This window comes from Sinorhizobium sp. 7-81, from assembly GCF_030124405.1.
Lineage (GTDB): Bacteria > Pseudomonadota > Alphaproteobacteria > Rhizobiales > Rhizobiaceae > Sinorhizobium > Sinorhizobium psoraleae.
Window position 1 is genome coordinate 1,251,005 of the sequence record NZ_JASKLT010000001.1, and the last position, 24,048, is coordinate 1,275,052.

At 60.9% G+C, this 24,048-nt stretch carries 19 protein-coding genes; 7 read left to right on the forward strand and 12 right to left on the reverse strand.

Annotation, left to right across the window (positions count from 1 at the left end):
- Positions 1 to 17: 17 nt before the first annotated feature.
- Together QN224_RS06015 and ppx are read left to right on the forward strand one after the other, a co-directional pair.
- Entirely contained in the window at positions 18 to 2,204 is a 2,187-nt protein-coding gene (locus tag QN224_RS06015; RefSeq protein WP_173510343.1) for an RNA degradosome polyphosphate kinase, read from the forward strand.
- Between the two features lie 11 nt (positions 2,205 to 2,215).
- On the forward strand, positions 2,216 to 3,739 hold the full coding sequence (gene ppx / locus QN224_RS06020; protein ID WP_283975915.1) for an exopolyphosphatase: 1,524 nt from the start codon (positions 2,216 to 2,218) through the stop codon (positions 3,737 to 3,739).
- Between the two features lie 61 nt (positions 3,740 to 3,800).
- Here the strand turns inward: ppx and QN224_RS06025 are convergent, their stop codons facing one another.
- Positions 3,801 to 5,159 (reverse strand): esterase-like activity of phytase family protein, encoded by a 1,359-nt coding sequence (locus tag QN224_RS06025; RefSeq protein ID WP_283975916.1) that lies wholly within the window; start codon positions 5,157 to 5,159, stop codon positions 3,801 to 3,803.
- A 185-nt stretch (positions 5,160 to 5,344) separates the two neighbouring features.
- On the opposite strand from QN224_RS06025, the gene QN224_RS06030 reads away from it, so the two are divergent.
- On the forward strand, positions 5,345 to 5,752 hold the full coding sequence (locus tag QN224_RS06030) for a DUF2000 family protein (protein ID WP_283975917.1): 408 nt from the start codon (positions 5,345 to 5,347) through the stop codon (positions 5,750 to 5,752).
- On the opposite strand, the gene QN224_RS06035 is transcribed toward QN224_RS06030, so the two are convergent.
- The 4 genes from QN224_RS06035 to QN224_RS06050 all read right to left on the reverse strand — a co-directional run bounded on the left by QN224_RS06035 (position 5,724) and on the right by QN224_RS06050 (position 11,076).
- On the reverse strand, positions 5,724 to 6,785 hold the full coding sequence (locus QN224_RS06035; RefSeq protein ID WP_283975918.1) for an adenylate/guanylate cyclase domain-containing protein: 1,062 nt from the start codon (positions 6,783 to 6,785) through the stop codon (positions 5,724 to 5,726). The genes QN224_RS06030 and QN224_RS06035 overlap by 29 nt on opposite strands.
- 323 nt (positions 6,786 to 7,108) lie before the next feature.
- The gene (gene rnd / locus QN224_RS06040) at positions 7,109 to 8,260 is read right to left on the reverse strand and encodes a ribonuclease D (RefSeq protein ID WP_283975919.1); all 1,152 of its coding nucleotides are present in this window, start codon (positions 8,258 to 8,260) and stop codon (positions 7,109 to 7,111) included.
- Between the two features lie 78 nt (positions 8,261 to 8,338).
- On the reverse strand, positions 8,339 to 9,739 hold the full coding sequence (locus tag QN224_RS06045; protein WP_283975920.1) for a multicopper oxidase family protein: 1,401 nt from the start codon (positions 9,737 to 9,739) through the stop codon (positions 8,339 to 8,341).
- A gap of 98 nt (positions 9,740 to 9,837) precedes the next feature.
- Positions 9,838 to 11,076, reverse strand: coding sequence for an MFS transporter (locus QN224_RS06050; RefSeq protein ID WP_283975921.1), 1,239 nt, complete (start codon positions 11,074 to 11,076; stop codon positions 9,838 to 9,840).
- Between the two features lie 299 nt (positions 11,077 to 11,375).
- Here QN224_RS06050 and aspS point away from each other — a divergent pair, with 299 nt between their 5' ends.
- The gene (aspS, locus tag QN224_RS06055; protein WP_283975922.1) at positions 11,376 to 13,163 is read left to right on the forward strand and encodes an aspartate--tRNA ligase; all 1,788 of its coding nucleotides are present in this window, start codon (positions 11,376 to 11,378) and stop codon (positions 13,161 to 13,163) included.
- Positions 13,164 to 13,355: 192 nt separating this feature from the next.
- Positions 13,356 to 13,736, forward strand: coding sequence for a rhodanese-like domain-containing protein (locus tag QN224_RS06060; RefSeq protein ID WP_269276765.1), 381 nt, complete (start codon positions 13,356 to 13,358; stop codon positions 13,734 to 13,736).
- Positions 13,737 to 13,855: 119 nt separating this feature from the next.
- Here the strand turns inward: QN224_RS06060 and groL are convergent, their stop codons facing one another.
- The 3 genes from groL to QN224_RS06075 all read right to left on the reverse strand — a co-directional run bounded on the left by groL (position 13,856) and on the right by QN224_RS06075 (position 17,308).
- Positions 13,856 to 15,484 (reverse strand): chaperonin GroEL, encoded by a 1,629-nt coding sequence (groL, locus tag QN224_RS06065; RefSeq protein WP_283975923.1) that lies wholly within the window; start codon positions 15,482 to 15,484, stop codon positions 13,856 to 13,858.
- 226 nt (positions 15,485 to 15,710) lie between these two features.
- Positions 15,711 to 15,932 carry a hypothetical protein gene (locus tag QN224_RS06070; protein WP_173510332.1) on the reverse strand — a complete coding sequence of 74 codons (222 nt, stop codon included), beginning with the start codon at positions 15,930 to 15,932 and terminating at the stop codon, positions 15,711 to 15,713.
- A gap of 182 nt (positions 15,933 to 16,114) precedes the next feature.
- Positions 16,115 to 17,308 (reverse strand): hypothetical protein, encoded by a 1,194-nt coding sequence (locus QN224_RS06075; RefSeq protein WP_283975924.1) that lies wholly within the window; start codon positions 17,306 to 17,308, stop codon positions 16,115 to 16,117.
- 409 nt (positions 17,309 to 17,717) lie between these two features.
- On the opposite strand from QN224_RS06075, the gene parC reads away from it, so the two are divergent.
- Both parC and QN224_RS06085 read left to right on the forward strand, forming a co-directional pair.
- Positions 17,718 to 19,994, forward strand: a complete 2,277-nt coding sequence (parC, locus tag QN224_RS06080) for a DNA topoisomerase IV subunit A (RefSeq protein ID WP_283975925.1) — start codon at positions 17,718 to 17,720, stop codon at positions 19,992 to 19,994.
- Positions 19,995 to 20,162: 168 nt separating this feature from the next.
- Complete coding sequence (locus QN224_RS06085; RefSeq protein WP_283975926.1) at positions 20,163 to 20,534, forward strand: metalloregulator ArsR/SmtB family transcription factor; 372 nt, start codon at positions 20,163 to 20,165, stop codon at positions 20,532 to 20,534.
- Positions 20,535 to 20,541: 7 nt separating this feature from the next.
- Here QN224_RS06085 and QN224_RS06090 read toward each other — a convergent pair whose 3' ends face one another.
- From QN224_RS06090 to hemB, 4 genes are all read right to left on the reverse strand, one after another.
- Positions 20,542 to 21,444 (reverse strand): DMT family transporter, encoded by a 903-nt coding sequence (locus QN224_RS06090; protein WP_283975927.1) that lies wholly within the window; start codon positions 21,442 to 21,444, stop codon positions 20,542 to 20,544.
- A gap of 3 nt (positions 21,445 to 21,447) precedes the next feature.
- Complete coding sequence (locus QN224_RS06095) at positions 21,448 to 22,221, reverse strand: arginyltransferase (protein ID WP_173510327.1); 774 nt, start codon at positions 22,219 to 22,221, stop codon at positions 21,448 to 21,450.
- A gap of 139 nt (positions 22,222 to 22,360) precedes the next feature.
- On the reverse strand, positions 22,361 to 22,825 hold the full coding sequence (locus tag QN224_RS06100; protein WP_173510326.1) for an RDD family protein: 465 nt from the start codon (positions 22,823 to 22,825) through the stop codon (positions 22,361 to 22,363).
- An 81-nt stretch (positions 22,826 to 22,906) separates the two neighbouring features.
- A complete protein-coding gene (gene hemB, locus QN224_RS06105) occupies positions 22,907 to 23,920 on the reverse strand; it encodes a porphobilinogen synthase (RefSeq protein ID WP_283975928.1) in 1,014 nt (337 codons plus the stop codon).
- Positions 23,921 to 24,048 lie beyond the last annotated feature (128 nt).

Here is a 24,048-nt window from a genome sequence, read left to right on the forward strand (position 1 = left end):
AATGGGGTCTGATGGGCATGGATAACGCGACGTCTGCAATCACTGAACTTGAGGCGCCTGCGGAGCAGATAGACCTCCTGGCGAGTCCCGAGCGGTTCATCAATCGCGAATTCTCCTGGCTTCAATTCAACCGCCGTGTCCTCGAGGAGACGCTGAACACGGCGCATCCCTTGTTGGAGCGTGTGCGCTTCCTGTCGATTTCGGCCGCCAACCTCGACGAGTTCTTCATGGTTCGCGTCGCCGGTATCGAAGGTCAGGTGCGTCAGGGAATTGTCCTTCGCAGCCCCGACGGCAAGACGCCGGCCGAACAGCTCGACGATATCCTCAAGGAAATCGACAATCTTCAGATGGAGCAGCAGGCGTCGCTCGCCGTGCTGCAGCAATATCTAGCGAAGGAAGACATCCTCATCGTTCGCCCCGCTTCGTTGTCCGCGCAGGATCGCAGCTGGCTCGCCAACGAATTCGACCAGTCGATCTTCCCGGTGCTGACGCCGCTGTCGATCGACCCTGCGCATCCCTTCCCGTTCATCCCCAATCTCGGCTTTTCGATCGGGCTCCAGCTCGTCAGCAAGACGGGCCGCGAGCCGATGACGGCCCTGTTGCGCCTTCCGGTAGCGCTCGACCGTTTTGTCCGATTGCCGGACGTGAAGAACGTCATCCGCTACATCACGCTCGAGGACGTGGTCAGCCAGTTTATCGACCGCCTGTTCCCGGGTTACGAGGTGCAGGGTTCGGGCACCTTCCGCATCATTCGTGACAGCGATATCGAAGTTGAGGAAGAAGCAGAAGACCTTGTTCGATTCTTCGAGACGGCGCTCAAGCGCCGGCGTCGTGGTTCGGTGATCCGCATCGAGACGGACTCCGAGATGCCCGCGTCGTTGCGCCAGTTCGTGGTACAGGAACTCGGGGTCCCGGAAAACCGCATCGCGGTTCTGCCCGGACTCCTTGCGCTCAACACGCTCTCGGAAATCACCAAGGCGCCGCGCGAAGATCTGCGCTTCGAGCCCTACAATCCGCGCTTTCCAGAACGTGTGCGCGAACATGCGGGCGATTGCCTGGCAGCGATCCGCGAAAAGGACATGGTCGTCCATCACCCCTACGAATCGTTCGATGTCGTGGTCCAGTTCCTGCTGCAGGCGGCGCGCGATCCGGACGTGCTCGCAATCAAGCAGACCCTTTACCGCACATCGAACGACAGCCCGATCGTGCGAGCGTTGATCGACGCCGCGGAAGCCGGCAAGTCCGTGACGGCGCTTGTTGAGCTCAAGGCGCGATTCGATGAAGAGGCGAACATCCGCTGGGCGCGCGACCTGGAGCGTGCCGGCGTTCAGGTCGTCTTCGGCTTCATCGAACTGAAAACGCATGCCAAGATGTCGATGGTCGTGCGCCGTGAAGAGGGCAAGCTCAGGACCTATTGCCACCTCGGCACCGGCAACTACCACCCGGTCACCGCCAAGATCTACACCGACCTGTCGTTCTTCACCTGCAATCCGGTGATCGCCCACGACATGGCGAATATCTTCAATTTCATTACCGGCTACGGCGAGCCGGAAGCTGGTATGAAGCTGGCGGTCTCTCCGCACACGCTGCGCCCGCGAATCCTCAAGCATATCGAGGAAGAGATCGGGCATGCAAAGGCAGGCCGTCCTGCTGCGATCTGGATGAAGATGAATTCGCTTGTCGATCCGGAAATCATCGATTCGCTTTACGAGGCCAGTCGCGCTGGCGTCGAAATCGATCTCGTCGTGCGCGGCATCTGCTGCCTGCGTCCGCAGGTGCCTGGCCTGTCCGACAACATCCGCGTCAAGTCGATCGTCGGCCGTTTCCTTGAGCATTCGCGCATATTCTGCTTCGGCAATGGTCATGGCCTTCCGTCCGAAAATGCACTTGTCTATATCGGCTCGGCGGATATGATGCCGCGCAATCTGGACCGGCGGGTCGAGACGCTTGTGCCTCTCATCAACCGGACTGTGCACGAACAGGTTCTTTCGCAGATCATGCTGGGCAATCTCATCGACAACCAGCAGAGCTACGAGATCCTTCCGGACGGCACGTCGCGTCGCATGGAAGTCGGCAAGGATGCCGAACCGTTCAATGCGCAGCATTATTTCATGACCAATCCCAGCCTCTCGGGTCGGGGTGAGGCTCTGAAATCCAGTGCACCAAAGCTGATTGCCGGCTGGAAAAGCGGTTGGCGCAAGTAAACTGGAATTGCATGGTAGAATCTGAAGCGCAGGGGCGTTTGCCCGGCATCCGCCCGGTCTCCGTTGTGGATATCGGTTCCAACTCTATTCGCCTTGTCATTTACGAGGGGCTGAGCCGTTCGCCCGCGGTTCTTTTCAACGAAAAGGTGATGTGCGGTCTCGGCAAGGGCATCGATGCGACCGGCCGGATGGCGGAGGAGAACGTCGAGCGGGCTCTAAGGGCTTTGCACCGTTTTCGCGCGCTGTCCGATCAGGCGCGCGCCACCACGATGTACGCGCTGGCGACGGCCGCCGCGCGCGAAGCCTCCAACGGCCCGTCTTTCATCGAAAAGGCCGAGGCCATCCTCGCATGCAAGGTTCGCATCCTCAGCGGCGAAGAGGAGGCCTATTTCTCGGCCATGGGCATCGTCAGCGGCTATCACGATCCTGACGGGATCGTTGGTGACCTCGGCGGCGGTTCCCTCGAGCTTGTCGACGTCGACGGCAAGCGCATCGGCAAAGGCATTACCCTGCCGCTCGGCGGCATCCGTCTCTTTGAACACAGCAATGGTTCGCTACCCAAGGCACGGACATGGGTGCGCAAGTTCATGAGGGACGCGGCCGTACTGAAGGGCGGCGCGGGACGCACGTTCTATGCCGTTGGCGGTACATGGCGATCCATCGCCAAGCTTCATATGGAAGCGCGCGACTATCCCCTGCATATGATGCAGGGCTACGAGATTTCCTACGACGAGGCGATGTCTCTCCTTCTGGAGGTGATCGAGCCGAAGAACATCAAACCTGCCGCCTACGCGACGATCTCGAAGAGCCGCCGCAGCCTGCTGCCCTTCGGCGCCGTGACGATGCACGAAGCGCTCTCGATCATGAAGCCGGAGCGGATCTCCTTCTCCGCGCTCGGCGTCCGCGAAGGTTATCTTTTCTCACTGCTTTCCGAGGCCGAGCGTGTGCAGGACCCGTTGTTGACGGCCGCCGACGAGATCGCGATCCTGCGTGCCCGCTCGCCGGAACATGCGCGCGAACTTGCGGAATGGACCGGGCGCATGGTGCCGCATTTCGGTGTGGAGGAGACGGAAGAGGAAAGCCGATACCGCCAGGCCGCCTGCCTGCTCGCCGACATCAGTTGGCGTGCCCATCCGGACTATCGCGGCCTGCAGGCATTGAACATCATTGCGCATTCGTCCTTTTCCGGCATTACGCATGCCGGCCGGGCCTATATCGCGCTCGCGAACTATTACCGTTTCGAAGGCCTCAACGACGACGGCGCCACAGAGCCCCTCGCGGGGATCACGACGCCGCGGTTGCTGGAACTCGCCAAACTGCTGGGCGGGCTCCTGCGCGTCGCCTATCTTTTCTCAGCATCGATGCCGGGTGTAACGCGCCATCTTGGCTTGCGGCGATCGCCGCGCCCGGATGTCGACCTGGAATTCGTCATCCCGGCGGCCTATTCCGACTTCGAGGGCGAACGGCTGGACGGCCGTCTCCAGCAACTCAGCAAACTGACGGGAAAGAAGCTCACCTTCCATTTCGAGCACTGACCAGCCAAGGCAGCAGCCTGCGGAGAGGCGGCTGCGCTTCGATCGCGCAGCCGCCTTCGGATCATTCGGCTTTCAGGAACTCGCCGACTTCGAGCAGCACGAACTCATTGTCGTCGGCCTTGTCGATGGCACGGCCGGCGGAGAAGGGCAGGTTGTTGTCGTTGCCGACGATGATATGCGCGTCGTCAACGCGATCGACATTTTCGATGGTGACGAAAGGCATGTCGTAGTAGCCGTCGCCGCCGCCCTGACGCTTCCGGTTTTCCGGATCGGCGATTTTGAGGAGGTCGATGTAACCGATCTTGCGCACGGCCTTGCCGGCGTTTTCGTCGGTCATCTCGATCTTGTAGAGGCGCTTGAGCTTGGAGCCAACCGCGAAGCAGTCGGGCTTCGGATCCTTCGGGTCTGCGCACGCCTTCTCGACAGTGCCGGCCCCGTTGTCACGCTCGATGACCAGCGCGGTCGTCTCGTCGAGCATATTGAAGTCGCCGATCGCCTCGCCGCCCTCGGCGAGCGGATAGAGCCAGCTGCGCCCGGTCCAAGCCTTGCTCGCGACATCGAGTTCGATGATCCGCAGCGCCGGCCTGCCTTCTGCCTGCTCGACCGATTCATTGTCGGTCCAGATCGGCCCTTCGAGCAGGCCGTAAAGCTTGCTGCCGTCCTTGGACATAGCCAGGCCCTCGTAGCCGCCGGAACGCTTCAGGTTGAAGGCCGGCATTTTCTTGGACGGGTCCGCCTGCAGGGTCAGTGTGGGATTGTCAGGAGACATGACCGATTTGCCGTCGACAACGGTCGGGACAATATCGGTCAGTTTGCCGGCCGTGTCGAATTTCAGGATGGAGGGACCGAACTCTTCACCGACCCAGAAGCCGTCGGCGACCGGCTGGATCGATTCCACATCGAAATCGGCGCCGGTGAGATAGCGGTTGGCCGAGCCTTCCATGACGATCGGGAAGGGAGCCTTGCGGTCGGGGTCGGACAGGAAGACGGTTTGCAGCGCTTCGACCTTGCCGGCGTCCCAGTCGATCTTCACTTGGTGAAGCATCAGCATGGCGTCGGTCGAGTTCAGCTTGTTGCCGAAACCATTGTCGGAAAGGCTCCAGAAGGTACCGTCCGGCATCGTCTTGATGCCGGAAAAGCCCTGCATCGGCTGACCGTTGAAAGGCAGCGACAATCCGGTCGGGCGAACGCCGTCCTTGCCGGCCACGCTGCCGAGCTCCACGGCACGCTTCCGGTCGGCGGTCGTGAATTTCCCCGAGGTCTTGAGATAATCCGCCGCGTCAGCCGGCGCTGCAATGATCGTGTTGGCGGGAAGGACGGCATGCGCCTTCAGCGTCGCCGGAAAGGCTTTCTCCCCGGCGTGCGCCGTCGCTGCCATCACGAGAATCAGCGCCGCGGAGGCGAAAAGTACTTTCGTCATGAAGTTCACCATGGGTTGGAGGTCTGAGACCGGTCCCCGATAGGCGCCTTTGATGACGGCTGGTTGATGCTTGTCTGACAGCCCGATGAAGCTTTGATGACATTGGCATCCTGCTCGAACGTTCAAGATCGGCAGCCGCTTCGGGCGTTAGCATTGTCGGGAAGAATGGAGATGAGTGGTCACAAATGTTCGAGACGAAATTTGCAATCATCCTGCGGGACGACCTCGCCCTATGGCAGAAGCTGAACGTCACCGCCTTTCTCGCGACGGGCATCGTCGGGCAGAAGCCGGAGGTTATCGGCGAGGCATATCGCGATGCTGCCGGTAATATCTATAACGCGCTCAGCATCCAGCCGATCATCGTGCTGTCGGCAGACGGGATCACCCTTGGCAACATTCAGCGACGCGCTTTGGAAAGGCAGGTTCGCACGTCGCTCTACGTCGACGAAATGTTCTCGACCGGGCACGACGCAGCCAACCGGGAAGTCTTTTCGAGATCAGCGCCCGATAATGCCAAGGTGGCGGGCATCGCGATCCACGCGGAGAAGAAGCTCGTCGACAAGATCACGAAGGGGGCAAAGCTACACGGTTAGCTTCGGCGGAAGACTTTGCCCCGCCGTGCGTCAGGCCGCCAACGCGAAGAGCGAAAACGCCGAGTTTCTGGCCGCGGCCTTTGACCTCCTGTTCGCCGAGGTCTTCGCTGCGCACGAAGGCCGGCAGCCGCATCCGTCTGAGAAGGTCGGAAGAAATCAGAACCTGGCGATCGAAGGTCCGGCAAAAGCCTTCGAGGCGCGCCGTGGTGTTCACCGTGTCGCCGAAATAGGTGATCTTGTGTTTGTCGACGCCGATCTCGGCGGCAACGATCGTTCCGCCATGCAATGCGGCGCGAAGGCTCGGAACCTCGCCGTATTCCTTGCGCCACCGGTGAGCATCCGCGTCGATCTGGTCAAGAATGTCGAACACGCAACGAATACAGGCGGCGTCGGCAATGGCGCGGTCGAACGGCCAGGTGATCACCGCCGCATCGCCGATATAGTCGTCGATCGAGCCGCCATAGCGCAGCACCGGATCGGCCATGGTGGCAAAGACCCTTCCCAGATATTCCTGCGTCTTGAGATCGCCGAACCGCTCCGCGAAGGACGTGGAGCCAGCGAGGTCGACGAAAAGGAACACGCGCTCTTCCTGAATCGGCTTGCGGTAGCGTCCGGTGAGCAGGTTCAGGAAGACGTCGCGGCCAAGCAGTTCCCGTACCCGCAAGACGAAGATGATCGGACCGGAGATTGCCAGTGCGACGAGGAGCACGTTCAGCGATGGGATCATCTCCCCGGGATGGCCCGCCAGTCGCAGCAGCAAGCCTGCGGCCGCAAAGCCGACATTGACGAGCGCGAAATAGACCGCAATGGAAGAGAGAAGAAAGCCCGGCGTCGCAAGGCCGTGGATCTTCCTGTAAAGGCGCCGGAAAATGATGCGCCGTTCGAAGGCGAGGATCGGCATGCAACTGAATAGCGCATAGGTTGCACCGATCAGGCCGCCGTCGCCGTAAACGACCCAGGCATAGGCCACACCGCTGCCGGCGACGACAAGGAGCAGCAGGATCAACTCGAGCGTGGAGAATCGCCAGCGCATTTACGGAGGCCTCGGAATCGGAAAATACACAGGACAATCGCGGATCGGACGCCGGTCCGCAATGCGTTGAGACACCTGATCTTGGGATCAGCCTCGGGTTTTGTCTTCGCCGGTGCCGGATTCAAACGGAAGGCTCCTGGCCCCAGAGGCACCGTCCGTTTGCATGAGTCGTTTTCCGCGTTCGCCCCCTCATTCCGCTGCCGCGACTTCTCGGCGTTTTGACGAGGAGAAGGGGAATGTTGCGCTGCCCAAGTCCCCTCTCCCTGACGGCAGGAGAGGGTTAGGGTGAGGGGCAACAACTGCGATGGGCGATCCGCTCGCTCTCAGCCGCCGATTTCCATCGCTTCGATCTTCTTGTCGACGAAGCGGAGGGCCACCTCGCCGTTGATGAGCTTCAGCGCTGTTTCGCCGAAGAGCTCGCGCCGCCAGCCTTTCAGCGCCGCGACATCGGCCTTTTCGCCTTCGGCGGCGATGCGGTCGAGGTCTTCGCTATTGGCGATGATCTTCGCGGCGACGCCTTCCTTTTCGGCGATGAGCTTCAGAAGGACCTTCAGCATTTCGCCCGCTGCAGCAGCACCCTCGGGCGCATGGTTCTGGCGGGGCAGGCGCGGCAGTTCCGGTTTCGGAATCGCAAGTGCCTCGTTCACGGCCTCGACGACGGCCGTGCCTGCGTTGGAGCGTTCCCACCCCTTGGGGACGGTTCTGAGCCGTCCCAGCGCCTCGGCATCCTTGGGCTGCTGCTGCGCGATCTCGTAGATCGCATCGTCCTTGAGTATCCGCCCACGCGGAACGTTGCGCGTGCGCGCCTCGCGTTCTCGCCAGGCCGCCACCTTCTGCAGGACCGCCAGTTCGATCGGCTTCTTGACGCGCATCTTCAGCCGCTGCCAGGCATTGTCCGGATGGAGGTCATAGGTTTCCCGGCTCTCCAGGATCGCCATCTCCTCGGCCAACCACGACGAGCGGCCCTCGCGCGCGAGCTCTGCTGTCAGATACTGGTAGATATCCCTCAGATGCGTGACGTCGGCGAGTGCGTAGTCGAGCTGCTTGTCCGTGAGCGGTCGGCGGCTCCAATCGGTAAAGCGCGAAGACTTGTCGATCTGCTCGTTCTTGATGCGGTTGACCAGCTGGTCGTAGGAGACGCTGTCGCCGAAGCCGCAGACCATTGCCGCCACCTGGGTGTCGAAGAGCGGATGTGGAATAAGGTTGCCGAGATGATGGATGATCTCGATGTCCTGGCGGGCTGCGTGAAAGACCTTGACGACGTCCGAATTGCCCATGAGTTCGAAGAACGGCGAGAGGTCGATTCCAGGCGCCATCGGGTCCACGATGACGGCGAGATCGGGGCTCGCCATCTGGATAAGGCAAAGCTCCGGCCAGAACGTTGTTTCGCGCAGGAATTCAGTGTCGATCGTAATATAACTTGACTGGGCCAACTGTTTGCAGGCGGCCTCTAAATCTACTGTCGTTTGAATCATCGGGTTTTTAATCACTGTGGCGGAAATGCGGCTTACCCTCCGTGTATCGTTTCGCGGCTGTTGTCACAATCGAAATTGTCAGACCACCTTGAAATATCCGGTCATGCCGGTCTTCTGATGTTCGATGATGTGGCAGTGGATCACCCAATCGCCGAGGTTGTCCGCAACCAGCGCTACTTCCGCCTGTTCGTCCGGGAGGAGCAGGATTGTGTCCGTCGGGGGCAGCAGGAAGCTCCGCTTGTTGGAGGTGAGAATGCGGAAGCTCAGGCCGTGCAGATGGATCGGATGCGCGTGCGGCGTGCGATTGGAAATCTGCAGCACATAGCTCCTGCCGAGCTTCAGTTCCTCGATCGGCGCGATCGGATCCGGCGTGTCTCCCGGCCACGGAACCTTGTTGATTGCCCAGAAGGTATAGCCGAGCGAGCCGCAAATCGAGGCTGTCGCCTTGTGTTCGGCCGTCGCCGTCAGGTCGATCGGTATTCGTTTGGCCGTCGAAAGGTCGGCTTCCGCAATCGGATTGGCGGGCAGGGGAGCGATGTCGCGCAGGTCGCGCTTCAGCGAGGTTCCGGCCGCCCGGAACGTTGCGATGGCCCAGGGCTGCGACCCGCGGAAATTGCCGAGCGTTGCTCCTTGGCCCTCGCTCTCCGGCATTCGGACGGCGAGATCGACGCGCTGCCCCGGCCCGATGTCGATGCGATCGAGCGGGAAGGGATCTTCGACGGGATTGCCGTCGAGGGCTATTACCTTCGCCGCCGCGCCTTCGAGCGCCAGCGTGTAGATGCGCGTGACGTCGGTGGCGGCAATCCTCACCCGGACGAGACCGCCGGCAGGCCCCTCAATGGTCGGTTGGCGCTGCCAGTTCGTCGTCCTTACCGTGCCGTAGGTGCCACCCCGCGCCGCATCGCGGGGCTTGAACGGATCGATGAACTTGCCGCCCGCGCCGAGCCGCCAGTCACGGAGATTGAGGACAATTTCGGCATCGAAGACCGGGTCCTCGGGGTTCTCGACCACGACAACGCCCGCGAGCCCCCGTCCAATCTGTGTGAGCGTGTTGCAATGCGGGTGGTACCAGAACGTGCCCGCATCGGGCGGCGTGAAGACATAGTCGAAAGTGTCGCCGGGATAGACGTAGGGCTGGGTTATCTCCGGCACGCCGTCCATCGCATTGGCGATCCTCAAGCCGTGCCAATGGACCGTGGTTGGTTCGTCGAGATGGTTCACCAGTCTTGCCGCGTAGGCTTCTCCCTTGCGCATTCTTAAGACCGGAGGCATGCCGCCGTGGGGGGCATCATCAAGGCCGTAGGTCATGATTTTCGGCGTCACGCCATCGGCTGCGATCCTCACATCCGCGAATTGCGCCGCCAGGATTTGCGGATCGGGAGAGGCGACGGCGCGTGCGGCAACGCCGGCACCCAAGGCGAAAGCGCCTCCAAGCGCGGCCGAGCCCTGGAGAAACGTTCGGCGGCTGAACATCGGCATCATGACGTCCCGTGGTGCGGATAAGCGATCGGAGCGTTTCTAAACCTGATTTTCATAATCAGCAATTCGCCCGAAAGGTCATCTTGCCGCAGCTGTCGCTACCGCGCGTCCTCTCGCTGCTGACCGCCGGCAAGCTTGTTGAAGAAGGACGACGTCCGCAGGAGATTGCGAAACGGCATCGCGCGCTCTTCCGCCGGGACCGGCCCGCGTGCCGTCATGCGCCGGAGCGTGTAGAGCATGAAAAGGGCGAGGATTGCGGCGGTATAGGTGAAGAGCGCCTGCGGTCCGAAGAGGTCGAGCATGAAGGAGGCGAAGAGTGGGCCGATGATCGCGCCGAGCGACCAGAAGAAGAGCATGCCTGCGGAGACCAGCGCATGCTGCCCCTCGGCCGCATGGTCGTTGGCGTGCGCCGAACAGAGCGAGTAGAGCGGCATCGCGAAGGCGCCAAAGGCGAAGATGCCGGCAAAATTCAGCCACTCGTCGCTGCCTGCGCCGAAGGCGAGAAAAAGTCCGGCCAGAAGCGAGCCAAGCGTGGCGATCAGGATGATCAGGCGCCGGTCGACCTGGTCTGAATAGTGCCCGAGCGGATATTGCAGCACCACGCCGCCGATGATGCCCGCGCTCATGAAGGTCGCGATCGCGGTGACGGAGAGGCCGATGCCCTGGGCATAGATCGGCCCCAGCGAGCGGAAGGCCGCGTTCGTAAGGCCGACGACGATACAGCCGACCGTCGCGAGCGGGGAGATGTTCCACAGCGCCCGGACGTCGAATCGGATCGCTTCCGGGGCCACGGGACTTGACCGGTCGGCAAAGGATATCGGCACGAGCGAGAGTGTCAGCGCCATCGAGATGATTGCGAAAAGCTCGAACCCGCCGATACCGACACCCGGAATCACATACTGTGCGGCAGTGACGGAGCCGAGGTCGACCAGCCGGTAAACGGAAAGCGTGCGTGCCCGGTTGGCGTTGGTAACGCTGGCGTTCAGCCAACTTTCGACCGTCGCAAAAAGGCTCGCGAAACAGATTCCGGCAAGAAGCCGCATCAGGAACCAGAACCACGGGTCGATGAGCAGCACCATCGAGATCGCCGTCGCGGACGCGATCGCGGCCATCGCCGAGAACGTGCGGATATGGCCGATTGCCCGAAGGATGCGGGTGACATAGATGCAGCCGATGGCAAAGCCGATATTGTAGCCAGCGCCGACAAGGCCGATCAGCGAGGTCGAGAATCCCTCCTCGAGCGCGCGCAGCGAAATGAAAGTCCCCTGCAAACCGTTACCGCCGATGAGAATGCCTGCGGTGACGAGAAGCGGGATAAGCGGGCGGATCTGGGACATTGGGGGCTGGAAGCATCCGGATGGCGGCCGCGGCTTAAAGGGAAATACCGGCTTATCCTTGTTTAGCGGCGGTTTGCAGCCAGGGACAGTAGCAATTTGTGGCCTTTTGCCTTCTTTTTGCGCCACATCGCTCGCAAAGCTCACTGCAATAGGGAAGCGTCCGTTCATGACTCTTGTCGCCGCAACACACGTCGCGGCCTTGACAAAACCGGCGCATCATGCGCTTTTCCGCCCGATTTTGACCATGCCGCGCGCCGTAAGCGAGCCTGCGTGGTTTTCTGCAATTCCAGGATTAGACGATGCACCGTTACCGCAGCCACACCTGTGCCGCTCTCCGCAAGTCGGATGTCGGCTCCACCGTTCGCCTCTCCGGCTGGGTTCACCGCGTCCGCGATCATGGCGGCGTGCTGTTCATCGACCTGCGCGATCACTATGGCATGACCCAGGTCGTCGCCGATCCGGATTCTCCAGCCTTCAAGACGGCCGAAACCGTGCGCGGTGAATGGGTTATCCGCATCGACGGAACGGTGAAGGCCCGCACCGACGAAACCGTCAACAAGAACATGCCGACCGGTGAGATCGAACTCTACGCCCGCGAGATCGAAGTCCTGTCGGCGGCAAAGGAACTGCCGCTGCCGGTCTTCGGCGAGCCGGATTATCCGGAAGATGTGCGCCTGAAATACCGCTTCCTGGATCTCCGCCGCGAGACGCTGCATCGCAACATCGTCAAGCGCACCGAGATCATTTCGGCCATGCGCCGGGGCATGAGCGAGATTGGCTTCACCGAATATACGACACCGATCCTGACGGCGTCGTCGCCGGAAGGCGCGCGTGACTTCCTGGTGCCGAGCCGCATTCATCCGGGGAACTTTTACGCGCTGCCGCAGGCGCCGCAGCAATACAAGCAGCTTCTGATGGTCGCAGGCTTCGACCGTTATTTCCAGATCGCTCCCTGCTTCCGCGACGAGGATCCGCGCGCCGACCGGCTGCCGGGCGAGTTCTACCAGCTCGATCTCGAAATGAGCTTCGTCGAGCAGGAAGACGTATGGGACACGATGGAGCCGATGATCCGAGCCATCTTCACGGATTTCGCCGGCGGCAAGCCAGTGACGGACAAGTTCCCGCGCATTCCTTATGACACGGCGATCCGCAAGTATGGTTCCGACAAGCCGGACCTCAGAAACCCGATCGAGATGCAGAGCGTGACCGAGCACTTCGCCGGTTCGGGCTTCAAGGTCTTCGCCAACATGATCGCGTCCAACCCGCGGGTCGAGGTCTGGGCGATCCCCGCCAAGACCGGTGGTTCGAGGGCCTTCTGCGACCGCATGAACGCCTGGGCCCAGAGCCAGGGCCAGCCGGGCCTCGGATATATCTTCTGGCGCAAGGAGGGTGAAAAGCTCGAAGGCGCCGGCCCGCTCGCCAAGAACATCGGCGAAGAACGCACCGAGGCGATCCGGACGCAGCTTGGTCTCGAGGATGGCGATGCCTGCTTCTTCGTCGCCGGCGAGCCGGCCAAGTTCTACAAGTTTGCCGGCGAAGCGCGGACGAGGGCCGGCGAGGAACTGAACCTCGTCGACCGCGACCGCTTCGAGCTGTGCTGGATTGTCGACTTCCCGTTCTACGAATGGCTGGAAGAAGAGAAGAAGATCGATTTCGCTCACAACCCCTTCTCGATGCCGCAGGGTGGTCTGGAGGCATTGAACGGCGACGATCCGCTCTCCATCAAGGCCTACCAGTACGACATGGTCTGCAACGGCTTCGAGATTGCGTCCGGATCGATCCGTAACCAATTGCCGGAACTGATGGTCAAGGCCTTCGAGTTAACGGGCAAATCCCAGCAGGAAGTCGAGGAGCAGTTCGGCGGTCTCTACCGTGCCTTCCAGTACGGTGCTCCGCCACACGGCGGTATGGCGTTCGGCATCGACCGTATCGTCATGCTCCTGGTCGGCGCCAAGAACCTGCGCGAGATCTCGCTCTTCCCGATGAACCAGCAGGCCGTCGACCTCTTGATGGGCGCGCCGTCGCCGGCGACACCCGCGCAACTGCGGGAACTGGCGATCCGTCCGATCCCGCAGAAGAAAGATTGAAGTTTTCAAGGCATGAAAATAACCCGGCGGTCTCTATCGCCGGGTTTTTCTATGGTGGAGCAAACATCCATTGATGCTTGCACTAGCTGCCTGCAGTCAGTTGCACGGTCCCGTTGCCCGCCTTGACAGGATTTCCTTCAAGGCGTTTCCTTTGTTCGCTGCTCTGTCGCAGCGTGTTGGATGGAGGGGACGATGGCGAAGAACGTCAAGGACCTGCTCGCGGAAGCAAATAGCGCAGTCCAAAAATTATCTCCCACCGAGGCCGCCGAGAAGATGCGCTCTGGTGATGTGCTCATTGTGGACGTCCGCGATCCGACGGAAGTCCAGCAAACTGGCAAGATCAAGGGTGCGGTGAACGTGTCGCGGGGAATGCTGGAATTTCGCGCAGACCCAGAGAGCCAATATCACAACCCCGCCTTCCAAAAGGACAAGACGGTCCTTCTCCATTGTGCATCCGGCGGCCGTTCGGCCCTAGCGGGCAAAACGCTTCAGGACATGGGCTATACGGCCGTATTCAACATCGGCGGCTTCAAGGAACTGGTCGACGCGGGTATCGACACGGAGCCCGCTTGAGGCGCGTCAACCGATAAACCGCAGAGATTGAGGCGCTTCGTCGGGAGCCGTCGCACCTCGGTACTGACGGCGCTGGGACGCGGCTGCGCCCCAGCGCTTCTGAGCGCCAAGGCTGCGTCTCAGAAATCCATGCCCGGCGCACCGGGCATCGGTGCCGGTGCTTCCTTCTTCGGTTTCTCGGCGATCATCGCTTCCGTTGTCACCAACAGGCCGGCTACGGACGCCGCATCCTGCAGCGCCGCCCGTACGACCTTGGCGGGATCGATGACGCCCATCTCGTAGAGGTCTCCGAATTCTCCTGTCTGAGCGTTCCAGCCGTAGGCGAAATCCGGTTTCTCGCGCAGTTTCCCGACGATGATCGACCCTTCGGCACCCGCGTTCTCGGCGATCTGACGCACGGGAGCCTCGATCGCCCGACGGACGATCTCGACGCCGACGCGCTGGTCGTCATTGGCGGTCGATATATTGTCTAGCGTATTCACGAGGCGCAGCAATGCAACGCCGCCGCCCGGAAGAGTGCCTTCCTCGACCGCCGCCCGCGTTGCATGAAGGGCATCATCGACGCGGTCCTTCTTTTCCTTGACCTCGACTTCGGTCGAACCGCCGACACGGATGACCGCGACGCCGCCGGCCAGCTTGGCAAGCCGCTCCTGCAATTTTTCGCGGTCGTAGTCCGACGTGGTTTCCTCGATCTGCGCCTTGATCTGGCTGATGCGCCCGCCGATGTCGGTCTTCTCCCCGGCGCCGTCGACAATCGTCGTCGTCTCCTTTTCGACGATCAGCCGCTTTGCCCGCCCGAGCGTATCCATCGTCACGTTCTCGAGCTTGATGCCGAGATCCTCGGAAACCACGGTGCCGCCAGTGAGGATTGCGATATCTTCCAGCATAGCCTTGCGGCGGTCGCCGAAGCCGGGCGCCTTGACGGCAACGATCTTCAGGCCGCCGCGCAGTTTGTTGACGACGAGCGTCGCCAGGGCCTCACCCTCCACGTCTTCGGCGATGATCAAGAGCGGTTTTCCGGACTGGATCACCGATTCCAGGATGGGGATCATAGCCTGCAGATTGGAAAGCTTCTTTTCGTGGATCAGGATGTAGGCATCCTCGAACTCGACCCGCATCTTGTCCTGGTTGGTGATGAAATAGGGAGAGAGATAGCCTCTGTCGAACTGCATTCCTTCTACGACTTCGAGCTCGATCTCGGCGGTCTTTGCCTCCTCGACCGTGATAACGCCCTCGTTGCCGACCTTCTCCATCGCCTCGGCAAGATAGCGTCCGATCTCGGCATCACCATTGGCCGAGATCGTGCCGACCTGGGCGATTTCGGCATTCTTTGAAACTTTTCGGGCGTGGGTCTTGAGTTCCTTGACGATCGCCTCGACCGCAAGATCGATGCCACGCTTCAGATCCATCGGGTTCATCCCGGCGGCCACGGCCTTGGCGCCTTCCTTGACAATAGCCTGGGCAAGCACCGTGGCGGTGGTGGTGCCATCGCCGGCAACGTCGCTCGTGCGCGAAGCCACTTCGCGCAGCATTTGCGCGCCCATGTTCTCGAATTTGTCCTCGAGCTCGATTTCCTTGGCGACCGACACACCATCCTTGGTGATGCGCGGCGCTCCAAAGGATCGATCGATGACCACGTTCCTGCCCTTGGGGCCCAAGGTGACCCGAACGGCATTGGCCATGATGTCGACGCCGCGTAGCATGCGGTCGCGGGCATCGGTGTTGAATTTGACTTCCTTGGCAGCCATGTGCTCCTCCCTCTACACGGAAACTGTGAGATCGCCGATTGCCTCCGCAACAGGCTACGGGATCACCGTTGTCATCAAGTCTTCCACGTCCTTGCTTCTTTTCAGACACACAAAAAGTCGCTGTAGCGCTTTCAGTTGCTGCATGTTTCTGTGCCTAAATCGGCTCCGATTCAGGGAAACATGCAGCAGGGAGCGCGCCGCTCCCTACAAGGGCCGGTCGGTCGTTTCACTCTTCTTCGTCTTCTTCAGGTGTCAGGATGTCGATCAAGGCTGCGACGCGGCCGGCCGGAAGATGACGGCCTTCGCCGATCAGAGCCTCGTCATTGTTGACCCAAGCAATCGCCTCGGCTAGTTCGCTCGCTGTTGCGCCGGTGGCAAGAAGCTCGGCCATTAGCGTTTCGTCGACGGGGCCGAGGATGGCGGTGATATCCGAATGCTTCAGTCCCATAGCGTCCTCCTTCCGCTTCATCGGTCGGGAATGCGCAATTGTCGGCAACTATTAGATAGGCGACCGGCTCCGAGCATCAAGCAGTGGATCATATCACTAATCAAACGGGATAGAAAAAGCCCGGAGGTGGACCGCCGGGCTCCGTGAGGATTTGAGACTCCCGTTAGCGAACGTCCTGCCGCTCAGTCGTTCGCCGTCACTTTCACCCCCAGGACCGAAGGAATCGTGTTCGGCGCGCCCATGGCCGCTCCCATGATCATCGGGAAGGGAACGGGCTTTTCGGGCTGGGCGCTGATCGTCAGACTCTTCGGTCCGTCGAGATAGGCGTTGACGGCGGCCGAAACCTGGTTCTGCAGTTCCGGTACGTTGAGCTGCGCCATCATGATCGGCACCAGGCCCTTCAGCGACTGTGCCAATTGATCGCCGCTGACGCCCTGCTGGCTGCCGGCGTAGTCGAGCGCCTTCTTGGTGATCGAAGCATCGTCGAAACGGATCGAGGCGCTGTTGAACGTGAGCTGCTGCATCAGACCCATCATCGCGAGTCCCATCGCCTGGTTGGCCTCTTCCTTGTTCGGGTTGGCCTCCATGGCTTTTGTCGCTTCCTGCAGCGACTTCATGAACTGCAGCGTATATCCGGAAAAGTCCATGGCAATGTTCAGCCGGCCGACATTCTTGAAGTCGAAGGCGTATTCATCGAGGGCGACGTTGCCGCTCTGCAGTTCCCAACTGCCCTTCATGGTGACTTCGCCGTCCAACATGGCCAGCCCGAGCTTTTCGATCGCCTCCTTTGCCTTGGCGTCGTCGACGTCCGAGAGATCGGCTTTAAGCCCGGCGAGCGTTGCATCGAAGTCGAAGCCGGCATCATTTTCCTGCCGCGTCAGATTGGCTTCCGTGCTTTCGGCCGTGAAGACGTCCTTGCCCTTGACATTGACCACGATCGGACCTGTTCCCGCCGTCTCGTAAAGCAGGATGTCGTTGATCGTGTCGCCGGCCGGATTGCCGGGGATCAACAGGCCGCCGATCGAAAGGTCCTTGGCGGAGAAACTTGAGCCCTCGGCGCTGACATTGATATCGGGGAAGGTGACAGTTTCGCAGTAATAGCCTCCATTCTCGTTTTCCTCGACGCCTTCGAAGGTGACATCGCCGATGAGGACCGTTTCTCCGGGGTTTGCAGCCGTTTGCAGTTTGACACCGGTCACCGTCACCACGTCGCCGTTCACGTCCGCCTTGTCGAAGAGGATCGAGGAGCCGTTGGTAGACAGAGCCGCATCAAGCTTCTTCATCATGTCGGCGCCATCGAGCGCGAAGGCCGGGCCGGCGAGTGTGAGAAAGGCTGCGCTCGCCATCATCAGGCGGATCTTGCGCGTATGCGTCATTGTCGAGTTCCTTGTTTAAAAATGTTTGATTGCGAAGCTGTTTCTGGGATCGGTTATCGCTAATCTGAGTGATCTCCGCGGCATCCGTCAACTCGCTCGCCCCGAACGGAGGCTGACGACCCCTGCGACGGTCGGCCTGCCGCTTGCGGTCAGCTATGTCTCGAACGCGGACACCCTCACTCGAATCCTCAATTTCAAATCGGCCAAATCAGCGCATCCCGAAGCTAATACGAAACAGAGCAAATTTATATTCGTCGGGTTGGATGGCAGGTGTTCCCCGCGGATCATGCTTTCCGGAAACTTACCGGCATTTGTTCTCGTTTGCACGACTCGCCTCATAAGCGCGTTCTCCACAGCGCGATGCCCTGAAATTCTTGCCGTTGGCGGCTGGTTGCGGTAGCAAGAGGGCATGGGACAAAGCCTTTTGCCGCCGTCGGGCGGGGACGACAACATTCAGCCGGTTGATCTTAAAGCGGCGCTGGAAGAGCGTTATCTCGCCTATGCCCTTTCAACCATCATGCATCGCGCGCTACCGGATGTCCGCGACGGCCTGAAGCCCGTCCACCGCCGGATCATTCACGCGATGAGCGAGATGGGGCTGAGACCCAATTCCTCGTTCAAGAAATGCGCCCGCATCGTCGGGGATGTCATCGGTAAGTTCCATCCGCATGGCGACCAGTCCGTCTATGACGCGCTGGTGCGTCTGGCGCAGGACTTCTCGCAGCGTTACCCGGTCGTCGATGGGCAAGGCAATTTCGGCAACATCGACGGCGACAATGCCGCCGCCTATCGCTACACCGAAGCGAAGATGACGGAAGTTGCGGCCCTTCTTCTCGAAGGCATCGATCAGGACGCCGTCGATTTCCGCCCGACCTACAACGAGGAGGACCAGGAGCCGGTCGTCCTTCCCGGCGCATTTCCCAATCTTCTCGCAAACGGCGCCTCCGGTATCGCCGTCGGCATGGCCACCTCCATTCCGCCGCACAACGCACATGAACTTTGCGACGCGGCCCTCTATCTCATCCGCCATCCGGATGCGACGGTGGAGGACCTGCTGTACGATCCCGCCAATCCCCAGAAGGGGGGCATCGAGGGGCCGGACCTGCCCACAGGCGGCGTAATCGTCGAAAGCCGGGCAAGCATGATCGAATCCTACCGGACGGGCCGCGGCGGTTTCCGCGTCCGCGCGCGCTGGGTTTCGGAGGATCTTGGCCGCGGCGGCTATCAGATCGTCGTTACGGAGATTCCCTATCAGGTTCAGAAATCGCGCCTGATCGAGAAGATCGCCGAGCTGCTCCTCGCCCGCAAGCTGCCGCTGCTCGAGGATGTTCGCGACGAATCGGCGGAAGACGTACGCATCGTCCTCGTGCCGAAGAGCCGCTCGGTCGACGCCGGCATCCTGATGGAATCACTGTTCAAGCTGACCGAGCTCGAAAATCGCATCCCGCTCAACATGAACGTGCTCTCCATGGGCCGCGTGCCGCGTGTCATGGCGCTGAACGAGGTCTTGAGCGAGTGGCTGGCCCATCGCCGCGATGTGCTGCAGCGCCGCTCGCGCCACCGGCTCGCCACGATCGATCGCCGGCTGGAGATCCTGGGCGGCTATCTCATTGCCTATCTCAACATCGACGAGGTGATCCGTATCATCCGCGAGGAGGACGAGCCGAAGGCGGTGATGATCGAGCGCTTCACGCTCACTGATCTGCAGGCCGAATCAATCCTCAACATGCGCCTGCGCTCCTTGCGCAAGCTTGAGGAGTTTGAGATCCGTACCGAATTCGATGCGCTGTCGAAGGAAAAGGCCGAGATCGAGGCGCTGCTCGCCTCGGATGAGAAGCAGTGGCAGGCCGTTGCCTGGGAAATCGGCGAGGTCAAGAAGAAATTCGCCAAGGCGACCGAACTTGGCAAGCGCCGCAGCACTTTCGCCGATGCGCCGGAGGCCGATGTAGAGGCCATCCAGCAGGCGATGATCGAAAAGGAACCGATCACCGTCGTTATCTCGGAAAAAGGCTGGATCCGCGCCCTGAAGGGACACATCTCCGACACGTCGTCGCTCCAGTTCAAGGAGGGTGACGCGCTGAAAGTGGCGTTCCCGGCGCAGACGACGGACAAGATCCTGGTCTTCACGACCGGCGGCAAGGTCTACACGCTTGGCGGCGACAAGCTGCCGGGCGGGCGCGGCCATGGCGAGCCGCTGCGCATCATGGTCGACATGGAGAATGACCAGGACGTGCTGACGGCCCTCGTTCATGATCCGGCACGTAAGCTCATCATGTCGTCCGCAGCAGGAAACGGCTTCGTCGTTACCGAAAGCGATATTGTCGCCAATACCCGCAAGGGAAAACAGGTGATGAACGTCGGAATGCCCGACGAGGCGAAGCTCGTTGTTCCCGTCAAGGGCGATCATGTTGCCGTCGTCGGCGAAAACCGCAAGATGCTTGTCTTCCCATTGGAGCAGATCCCCGAAATGGCGCGTGGCAAGGGCGTCCGGCTGCAGCGCTACAAGGACGGCGGTATTTCCGACATCAGGTGCTTTACAATGGCGGACGGCCTGGCCTGGGAAGACAGCGCCGGTCGCGTCTTTACCAAGATGAAGGACGAACTGATCGAGTGGCTTGGCGACCGCGCTGCCACAGGTCGGAACGTGCCGAAGGGCTTCCCGCGAAGCGGCAAGTTCAGCGGCTGATCTACAGCGCCGTGCGCCCCCCGGGCGTAGAAAGGTCGCTGTAGCAATTTGAATTGCTGTATGTTTTGCCCTTAAATCGGCTTCGATTTTAAGGAAACATGCAGCGGAAGGTGTCGCTGGTGCGATCGCCCTCGTAGTTCAATGGTCCTCTCCAGAGGGGTGAATGTCATGGCCTCTGCTCTTGACGAAACCTTGCTGGCTATCGCCGATCCGATGCGTCGCCGTATATTCGAGGTCCTGTTTGCGGGCGCGACACGTGTCGCGGAGATCGCTGCTGCCCTCGGTGTCGACGGGGATGCGCTTTCAAAGCATCTTGCCATCATGGAAAGCGCCGGGCTGATCGTTCGGCAACGGGGCGAAGGCGGTGAAATGGTCACCGCCAACCCGGCGCCTCTCGAGATTGCTGCAAAGTGGATCAATACCAACCGCGAACTCTGGACGGGCGCTCGCAGATGCAGGATTCTTCGCACGAAGCCGGACCCGTCGAGAGGCAGTGACTGGACGGAAAACCGTTCTACACTTTTCCTGGAATTACTCTAACCGGCGCTTATCCCAGCTCCGGACAAGGCGTCTGCGCTTTCATCGTCTTGTGACGCATCTGCCAGAACGAATGACCGATCAAGGCAAGGATGAGGATGGCTCCTCCAACGAGCGTCTGCGTCGTCGGCGTTTCCGAAAAGACGATCCATACCCAGATCGGAGCGAGAATTGTCTCCAGCAGATAGAACATGCCGACCTCCGGCGCGGAAAGATAGCGCGGGCCTGTCGCCAGGCAGAAGAAGGCGAGGGGGATCATGATTAGGCCGTTGAACAGAATGTAGCCGGGTTCCGCGATCGAGATGCCGCTCGACGGCAGAAGCGCGAAGGCGGCGATGGCCGGGAAGATCGCGGTCGTCAGCGGCACCAGCGCCATGTCCCGACCGCTCTTGCGGCTGATGGTGATTGCGCTCGCCAGCAGCAAAGCCGAGCACGCGGCCATCGCGTCGCCGAAGAGATGTCCACTTTCGAGCCCGTCCTGCACGATCACCCCGACCCCGAAAACCATGATCGCCATGGTCAACAGCGTGGCATTCGAGGGCCGTTCCTTCAGGAAGACCCAGGAGAGGATTGCCGCGAACATCGACGTGAAGGCCAGCACGAAGACGACGTTCGCCGTCGATGTGTTGAACACTGCGAGCAGGAAGGTGAAGGAGTTGATGCCATAGAAAAGACCGGCGATCAGGCCCGCCTTCCCGGGGATCAAGGCAACGCGGCGACCGAGCACCCGATTGAGCACGAACCAGGCGGCAAGGGCGACGAGGAAGGTCGAAACACTGCGTACGGCGAGAATCGACCAGACCTCGCCGTTCGCCGAACGGATGAGCGGAATGTCGAAGGAGAGGGCGAGGCCGCCGAGGCCGGTGATGGCAAGGCCGCGCCGGTGCCGGGCGGCGTCAGGGGAAGGGGTCAATTCTCAGTCCGTTTCGGTGGATGCGTCGTCACCAGCATAGCGCTCCCACCCACGAGCCATAAGGTGCTCCTGCGGCAAAAACTTTGTTTTATACCCCATTTTGCGCGATCCTTTGACCCAGTAGCCCAGATAGACGTGGGGCAGGCCGCGTTCCTTCGCCCGGCGAATATGATCGAGTATCATGAAGGTGCCGAGCGAGCGCTCGGAGAGGGCCGGATCGAAGAAGGAGTAGACCATCGACAGCCCGTCGCTCATTCGGTCGGTTAGCGCTGTGGCGATCAACGGTCCCTTGGCCTTTTCGTTGATGCCGTCGCCCTCAGTCCGCAAGCGGTATTCGATGATCTTTGTATGCACATGGGTGTCCTCGACCATCATGGCGTAGTCGAGCACCGACATGTCGGACATGCCGCCCTTCTGGTGTCGACGGTCCAGATAGCGGCGGAAGAGGTTGTATTGTTCGCTCGAGGGTTCGGCGGGGTATTCGGTCGAAATAACGTCCCGATTGGCGGCGAGCACGCGCCGCATCGACCGCGTTGGCGCAAACTCGTTTGCAAGGATGCGCACCGAGACGCAGGCGCGGCAGGTTTCACAGGCCGGTCGGTAGGCGATGTTCTGGGAGCGGCGGAAGCCGCCCTGCGTCAGCAGATCGTTCAGTTCAGGGGCCCGTTCGCCCACCATGTGGGTGAAGACCTTTCGCTCCATCTCGTTCGGCAAGTACGGGCAGGGTGCCGGCGCAGTCAGGTAGAATTGTGGAGACGGTGCGGTCTGCGTGTTCATCGAACGTGGGGGCCACTCTTCGTGCAGTTACTCATCACAATAGCATGGCCTAAGAATGGAAAACGTCAACTCACTCGTTTAGGCATTCCTTACGGAATTGACGCTTGCCGCCCGCAAACGCGGAGATGGCCCGCAGGGATTAATACGCGTCGCTGCGAACCGTGACGGTACCGATCAGAAGGTCGTGCAAGAGCCGGCCGCGGTCGGTGAAAAGTCCAATGAGGAGGATGAGCGGCGTCAAGAGGGCGTTGGCGATCCAGAAGATCACGAGATGGACGATCGCCGTCAGAAAATCCAGCGGCCGTCCGTCTGTGCGGGCGATCGCCACGCCCATGATTCTCATACCCGGAGAGGCCTGATCCCGGCCGCCGACGGTCAGCCCGAAATAGAGCATCGCCACAAGCGCAAAGAGCACGGGATAGAGAAGGAAGCCGAGGCCGAGCGTGAGAATGCCCAGGAAAAACACGACGACTGCCGCCGGAATCCAGAGCAGGGCGATGATCACATAGTCGATGATGAAGGCAAAGACTCGCCGCGACAGCACACCCTGGTAGGCGCGCCAGTCATCGCTGGGGAGTCTCAATTGTTCGTTGTGCATGCTCATGCGCGTGCCTCACTTTGTTCCCGCTCAGATATGGGGAATGAATTTCGACAAAACAATGCGTGGCTGAACACGGTCTGCCACTCAGCCTTTTGCCAGGATGCGCGCCACGTCGACGGCGAAATAGCTCAGTATCCCGTCACAGCCCGCCCGCTTGAAGGCAAGCAGCGTTTCCAGCATGACCCGTTCGCCGTCGATCCAGCCATTGGCCGCGGCCGCCTTCACTTGCGAATACTCGCCGGAAACCTGATAGGCGAAAACCGGCAGCCCGAAGGCCTCCTTCATGCGCCAGCAGATGTCGAGATAGGGAAGGCCGGGCTTGACCATGAGCATATCGGCACCTTCCTCGACGTCGAGCGCCGCGTCGCGGATTGCCTCGCTACCGTTGGCGGGATCGATGTAGTAGGTCTTCTTGTCGCCCTTGAGCAGGCCGCCGGTGCCGATCGCCTCGCGGTAGGGGCCGTAGAAGGCTGAGGCGAATTTCGTCGCATAGGACATGATGCCGACATTCTGGTGGCCGGCGGCGTCGAGCGCCTCCCGGATCGCGCCGATGCGCCCGTCCATCATTTCGGACGGGGCAATGATGTCCGAGCCGGCATCGGCCTGGATCACCGCTGCCCTCGCGACTGCCGCAACCGTCTCGTCGTTGACGATCTCGCCGTCGCGCAGGATGCCGTCATGGCCGTGGCTGGTGAAGGGATCGAGCGCGACGTCGGTGATGACGCCGATGTTTGGCACCGCCCTCTTGATCGCCCGTGTCGCCTCGTTGATCAGGTTGTCGGCGGCGAGGCTGTTGGAGCCGGTCTCGTCGCGTAGCGCCATGTCGATATTCGGAAATGTGGCGATCGCCGGGATACCGAGGTCGGCCGCTTCTTTCACCGCCTCGACTGCCTTGTCGACGCTCATGCGGTTCACGCCTGGCATTGCGTCGATCGGTTGGACGATGCCGCTGCCGGGCACGATGAAGATCGGCCAGATCAGGTCGTCGACGGTCAAGCGGTTCTCCTGCACCAGCCGCCGCGTCCAGTCCGCCTTGCGGTTTCGGCGCATGCGGCGGTGTCCGGTTATCCTGTCCACAAGATTCGTCTTGTCGTTCATCGCGCCGCTTCCTTCTTCCACGCTTATCGGACAAGCGGTTTATCATGCGCCTCCATGGGTTGAAAACCGCGTTTCAGAGCACTCCGCTGCGGCATTTCTTCCCGTGCCTCGCGCGCGTTTCTCGGCTT

Bases quoted from the DNA above. Each gene is read 5' to 3' on its own strand.
- QN224_RS06015 (WP_173510343.1), top strand. From the start codon at position 18: ATGGATAACGCGACGTCTGCAATCACTGAACTTGAGGCGCCTGCGGAG.
- ppx (WP_283975915.1), top strand. From the start codon at position 2,216: ATGGTAGAATCTGAAGCGCAGGGGCGTTTGCCCGGCATCCGCCCGGTC.
- QN224_RS06025 (WP_283975916.1), bottom strand. From the start codon at position 5,159: ATGACGAAAGTACTTTTCGCCTCCGCGGCGCTGATTCTCGTGATGGCA.
- QN224_RS06030 (WP_283975917.1), top strand. From the start codon at position 5,345: ATGTTCGAGACGAAATTTGCAATCATCCTGCGGGACGACCTCGCCCTA.
- QN224_RS06035 (WP_283975918.1), bottom strand. From the start codon at position 6,785: ATGCGCTGGCGATTCTCCACGCTCGAGTTGATCCTGCTGCTCCTTGTC.
- rnd (WP_283975919.1), bottom strand. From the start codon at position 8,260: ATGATTCAAACGACAGTAGATTTAGAGGCCGCCTGCAAACAGTTGGCC.
- QN224_RS06045 (WP_283975920.1), bottom strand. From the start codon at position 9,739: ATGCCGATGTTCAGCCGCCGAACGTTTCTCCAGGGCTCGGCCGCGCTT.
- QN224_RS06050 (WP_283975921.1), bottom strand. From the start codon at position 11,076: ATGTCCCAGATCCGCCCGCTTATCCCGCTTCTCGTCACCGCAGGCATT.
- aspS (WP_283975922.1), top strand. From the start codon at position 11,376: ATGCACCGTTACCGCAGCCACACCTGTGCCGCTCTCCGCAAGTCGGAT.
- QN224_RS06060 (WP_269276765.1), top strand. From the start codon at position 13,356: ATGGCGAAGAACGTCAAGGACCTGCTCGCGGAAGCAAATAGCGCAGTC.
- groL (WP_283975923.1), bottom strand. From the start codon at position 15,484: ATGGCTGCCAAGGAAGTCAAATTCAACACCGATGCCCGCGACCGCATG.
- QN224_RS06070 (WP_173510332.1), bottom strand. From the start codon at position 15,932: ATGGGACTGAAGCATTCGGATATCACCGCCATCCTCGGCCCCGTCGAC.
- QN224_RS06075 (WP_283975924.1), bottom strand. From the start codon at position 17,308: ATGACGCATACGCGCAAGATCCGCCTGATGATGGCGAGCGCAGCCTTT.
- parC (WP_283975925.1), top strand. From the start codon at position 17,718: ATGGGACAAAGCCTTTTGCCGCCGTCGGGCGGGGACGACAACATTCAG.
- QN224_RS06085 (WP_283975926.1), top strand. From the start codon at position 20,163: ATGGCCTCTGCTCTTGACGAAACCTTGCTGGCTATCGCCGATCCGATG.
- QN224_RS06095 (WP_173510327.1), bottom strand. From the start codon at position 22,221: ATGAACACGCAGACCGCACCGTCTCCACAATTCTACCTGACTGCGCCG.
- QN224_RS06100 (WP_173510326.1), bottom strand. From the start codon at position 22,825: ATGAGCATGCACAACGAACAATTGAGACTCCCCAGCGATGACTGGCGC.
- hemB (WP_283975928.1), bottom strand. From the start codon at position 23,920: ATGAACGACAAGACGAATCTTGTGGACAGGATAACCGGACACCGCCGC.